Genomic DNA, 5,592 nt, shown 5'->3' on the forward strand with positions numbered 1-5,592 from the left:
CAAATAATCACTATAAAGATCAAGCATATCCATTTAATTCCCTCCCTAAAATTAAGGGCGGAATTCTAATGCTTTTTAGTCAAACTACAAGTTTATGTGCGTAACATGAGTTATTAAAAAAACATCAGCTACCGGTTACCGAAGTCAGTGAGTACACCGGTTTTCCTGAGCTCCTTAATGGCAGGGTAAAAACTTTACACCCGAACATTCATGCCGGGCTTTTAGCACGTAGGCCGCAAGATAATAAAACCTTAAAAGAACATTCTATAAAGACCATTGATTTAGCAATTATTAATTTATATCCCTTCGAACAAACCATTCAACATGTCGATTGTGATTTTTCTAAAGCCTTAGAACAAATCGATATTGGCGGGCCGGCTATGATTCGCGCCGCTGCAAAAAATCATGCCCATGTTGCGGTTATTGTTTCGCCCAATGATTATGAGGAATTAATTACTTATTTAAAGAATGGAAAAGCCCCACAGGACTGGCAATTTAATTTAGCCAAGAAGGCTTTCGCCCATACAGCAGCATACGATGCTGCGATTAGTAATTACCTAACTACTTTAGATGCAAATTATCAACCCAAAAGTTTTCCTGAAACCCTAACTTGCCAATTTCATAAAAAAAGCGATCTACGCTATGGAGAAAATCCTCATCAAGAAGCCGCTTTTTATGAAGATAAAAATAAACTAGTCGGCTCTCTTGCCTCGGCTGAACTAATCCAGGGAAAACCTCTGTCTTATAACAATATTCTGGATGCAGATGCCGCTTTAGACTGTATAAAATCTTTTCCAATAAATAACCCCACCTGCGCCATTATAAAACACAGCACTCCCTGTGGCATTGCTCAAGGAGAGACCCTCTTGAATGCCTATCACAGAGCCTTCCAGTCTGACCCAATTTCGTCTTACGGAGGAATTATTGCTTTTAACCAACCAGTAGATGATGCGACTGTCTCTCTCTTAATAGAACAACAATTTGTTGAGGTGATTATTGCTCCCGCACTCAGTGATGCAGCACGCAAGGTTTTAAGCAAAAAGCCGAATATTCGTGTCTTAATTACAGGGGATTGGTCGTTGAACCCTGGCTTTCGTCTGGATTTAAAAAAAGTTGACGGCGGCATATTAATCCAAGAGCATGATTCTTTATCTATAGAAGACTATGGCTTAACTACGGTAACCCAGCTGCAGGCAACTGAGCAACAAGTACAAGATTTACTCTTTGCTTGGCGATGTGTAAAACATGTTAAGTCTAATGCTATTGTTTTTGCAAAAGAGGCAAGGACCATTGGAATAGGTGCCGGGCAAACCAATCGAGTGATGAGCGCTCGTATCGCTTTATGGCAGGCAGAGCAAATGGGGATTAATACCTTAGGCGCGGTGATGGCCTCAGATGCCTTTATCCCTTTCGCAGATAGCGTGGAATTAGCAGCCCAAGCCGGTATAAGCGCGATTATTCAACCCGGTGGCTCTATTAGGGATGAGCAGATCATAAACTGCGCTAATCAACATCAAATAGCGATGATATTTACCTCTACTCGTCATTTTAAACATTAAGCCCTATTCCTCTTTACGGGTGAAGCTCAATAAGCTAAAAATTGTACTCGCGATTAGCTTGAATAAAAAATACGTTATCAGTATTATCTTCTTTTTAGTTGAGCTTTGGCGAATGTAATAATGGTATCCGTTCAGGGAGCGATCTTAAATTTTGGAGAGTCATTATGACAACTGAGCATTACCCCCCGTCAATTGTCAATCGACTTAGCAATACCGGTACATCAGTGGTTCCCGATGGGTATTACCGCTCGAAGCTCTTTATTGCGCCTTTTTCTACTAATACTCTCGTAGCTGCAGCGGGGCCTGTATTATCTTTATTAGAGCGTATATGTTTGAGCCCCTCCTTACCCGCTGTGGAGCAGATTAGGGATAACATTGCCCATGAATTACATGCCTTCTATAGTAAATTACAAGCATCTCAATACCCAGTCGATGTAATCAATATCGCTTATTATTTATTAACCACTACAGTGGATGAACTTCTCGCTAAAAATTATTTACGCGTCTATAACAGTGCGCCAGAATTTAATTCATTTACCCCCTTAACTAACGATGAGACTCCCCCTTCACAACGTTTTTTTGAAATACTCAAATACGTAAAAGAGCGCCCTAATCAATTTTTAGATTTAATTGAACTCATTTATTTTTGTTTAATAGCTGGTTTCGAGGGGGACTATCATCTCAAAGCAGATGGGCGGCAATCTTTAGATAATCACATAGAAAGCCTGTATCAAATTATTCAACAAAACAGATTTAATAAACCGCATCGTTTGTTTAATGAAAACCCAATACCCAAAACGGTTAAAAAAAATTATAAAGCTACTATCTTAACTCTAATTATCGCTTGTGGCTTAGTGACCGCTGTTTTTTTAACGAGTCAAATTTTACTGGAAAATAAAGCAAAAAATGTTTTATTTGGACATACCCAACTTGCTCTGCTGGATAACTGATGGATAACTCTTTACGCGCCTTATGTGACACCATAAAAAAAGTGCTTACACAATTAAAACCTCAAACGAATCAACTGTCATTTATTATCCTGACCGGAAAAAATGCGCAAGGTAAAACTGCCCTTTTAAAACAGAGTACCATGGAAGAAATGCCCGTGTTTAGCGAGCAGCAAGCTAAAGTATATTTCAATTCTAAAGGGATTATTGTTGAGTTGGGTGAAAGTTGGCTAACCAATAGTAAAACCTTACTGCAAACCACTTTTAAGCAATTAAATAAATGCAACCGCTACCTAAAAATAACCGGCTTGATCTTATGTGTCGATATTAACAGTTTGCTGTGTTCGGAAACAGCTACATTCAATGAACAAAAGAAAGCCCATTTACAATTTTTAGCCCGGATAGGTTCTAATTTAGGTTACCCCATTGAGCTGGCCATCATCTTTACTAAAATGGATACTTTGGCAGGCTTTTCTGAGTTTTATCAGATGGATCATGCTGCTGAACTCTCAAAACCCTTTGGTTTTTCTCTCGACTGTGCCAACGTACAACCGAAAAAACTTGAAACTTATAACGAGCAATTCACCCATTTAATTGAGCAACAAGGGCAACAAGTCATTCATAAAATGCACCCTGCGCGCTCGACTATTAAACGAAGTTTAATCCGTGAATTTCCCTTACAATTAGCAAGCTTACGTTTACCTATTCAAGCACTCATTCAAAGAATCCCCCCCAAACTGTTTCATTTACATTCGCTTTATTTTACGAGCGCAGAACAAGGTGGGGTAAGTATCGATCGAATTAATAAAAAAATTCAGCATGAATATGCCCTCACGGTTCCCGATACCTTTCCGCAAGCAACCAATTTCCGCTCTTATTTTGTTGAGGGCGCATTAAAAAATATTCAAGAGCAGTGCAGCCAGGTATCACAACCGAGAAAATTCTCGCAAAAGCCGCCTATTGCGATTGCCGCAACGCTTGCGGGAATTAGCTTATTATTCTTAGCTCAACATTATTATAAAACCTCGCATTTGCTCGATGAGGCAAGCAAAGAGTTATTGGCTTATGATACTTTAAATGCTCAAGGAAATAGTGGTCCGCAAGCGCTTTACCATTTATCGAATGCAGCGAGCAAAATCGACCATATTTCCACTAATTCGATCTCTTTGCCTACTGTGCATCAATTAAAAGCAAATCTTCACTCGAGTACAAAAAATAGACTTACGGGTGAGTTTATTCCCTCATTAACCAATGAATTAGAACAAGTCATTACCAATCCCAGTAATACACCTATAGTCCGCTATAAAGCCTTGAAGATTTATTTGATGCTCGGACAGCCAGAGCATTTCTCCGCTTATGAAATTCAAAATTGGTTCAAGAATCAGTGGCAGCAGCAAAAGACGAGTGCATCGCGAAAACAATTGGCTTTACTTGCGCAAACCTTTAGTAAACCTTTACATCATGTACCCATCAAGACTCAGGTGATTAGCGATGCGCGCAATTATTTAAATGCTTTACCGACTAGTTATTTATATTATTCTATAGCGAAAGAATACTTTTCAACCAAGAAGGAGAAAATTTCGGTTGAAGGATTTAGTTTAGCCACCAATGAATTGCCCGTTTATTTTACCAAAGCAGGCTTTGCATACACGATTAAAGACCTGTCCAATATTAGTCATAAACTGCAAGCAGAAAATTGGGTTTTAGCACGACAAGATCTATTACAGCTACCCAATATGCTTACCCAAGCTTACTGTTTTGATTATGTGACCTGGTGGCAAACCTTTATGCGAAAATCGCAGCCTTTCCATTATCAAGATTATCAGCAAGGCAGACAAATTGTCCATCAACTGCAAGAATCTAATGCCTTAAGCAAATTAATTACCTTAATCCAACAAGAAACCAAACCAGATTTAGCTGGGAATACTTCTATATTTAATCAATTTATTGCCAATAAATTTACGGATTTAAATCTAGTAAGCCTATCAACGACCAAAGAATTAGGCTTAAGAATTACCGACTTAGAGCGGTTCATTTCCACTTTATCTGTTATTAATGATGATGGAAAAACTGCATTTAACCTCACTAAGGCCCGTTTCAATAATGAAAATTCGGCTGATGCCCTAAGTTTATTGTACGCACAAGCAAACCAGCTACCTCAGCCCTTAAATAATTGGGTAAAACAGTTAGCAGGAGATACTTGGGTTATTCTTATTAAAGACAGTCGAATATATATCAATGCACAATGGCAGCAAACCGTATTCAGAGAATTTCAAAATTCAATTGCCCGACGTTATCCTTTAGACTCGACGCAAAGCCAAGAAATAAGCATTGCCGATTTTAATCATTTCTTCTCAACTCATGGGACGCTTAATAATTTTACTGAGCAATATATTAAACCCTTCTTAGATGTATCTAATGCTCAATGGAAACCTAAGGCCATTAATGATTATGTGATGCCTATTTCCTCTGAAACTTTAGATGAAATAATTAGAGCAAACATTATTACTAATATGTTTTTCCCCAATTATAGTGATCAAAGTAAAATTGAATTTAGCTTACAAAAAATTAGTCTAGATCCGGTAGTAGCCTCTTTAAATCTTGAAATTGGTTCTACAACACTCACCGATAACCAAGGCTCAGAGTCCTTTGTTCGTTTTAGCTGGCCGCAAAATAATGCTAAGTTGTCATTAAACTCTATTGAAGGAAATCATTTCGAACTTGCAGAGCAAGGCAATTGGGCCATCTTTAAATTGTTAGAAAAAGTTAATGTGTTAATTGATGAACAAGACAGTTCTAGTTTGCAAATTCTTTTTGAAGTGAATAGTAATTCAGGTCGCTACTTATTAAAAACTAACAATCAAGTAAATCCCTTTACTCCGGGTATTTTAAATGGCTTTACTCTCAATGAAGCTCTTGTATAAACGATGATGGGGCCTAAGCTAAATCTGCATTAATGGTCTTAATTATTTACTCATGTTACGCACATAAACTTGTAGTTTGACTAAAAAGCATTAGAATTCCGCCCTTAATTTTAGGGAGGGAATTAAATGGATATGCTTGATCTTTATAGTGATTATTTGATT

At 38.0% G+C, this 5,592-nt stretch carries 2 protein-coding genes and 1 pseudogene; all 3 read left to right on the forward strand.

What is annotated here, in order from left to right; translation table 11 throughout:
* Window positions 1–110 precede the first annotated feature (110 nt).
* Window positions 111–1,559: pseudogene (purH, locus tag ELY15_RS12985) on the forward strand (bifunctional phosphoribosylaminoimidazolecarboxamide formyltransferase/IMP cyclohydrolase); the annotation flags it as partial.
* A gap of 164 nt (window positions 1,560–1,723) precedes the next feature.
* Window positions 1,724–2,509: a type IVB secretion system protein IcmH/DotU gene (icmH, locus tag ELY15_RS12990; RefSeq protein ID WP_127100716.1), complete on the forward strand. Its 786-nt coding sequence runs from the start codon at window positions 1,724–1,726 to the stop codon at window positions 2,507–2,509.
* Entirely contained in the window at window positions 2,509–5,430 is a 2,922-nt protein-coding gene (gene icmF / locus ELY15_RS12995; RefSeq protein WP_127100718.1) for a type IVB secretion system protein IcmF, read from the forward strand. Before icmH ends, icmF begins: the two co-directional genes overlap by 1 nt.
* The last annotated feature ends 162 nt before the right edge of the window (window positions 5,431–5,592 follow it).

Origin of the sequence: Legionella sp. km772 (assembly GCF_003989735.1) — a bacterium.
In the GTDB taxonomy this organism is placed as follows: domain Bacteria; phylum Pseudomonadota; class Gammaproteobacteria; order Legionellales; family Legionellaceae; genus Legionella.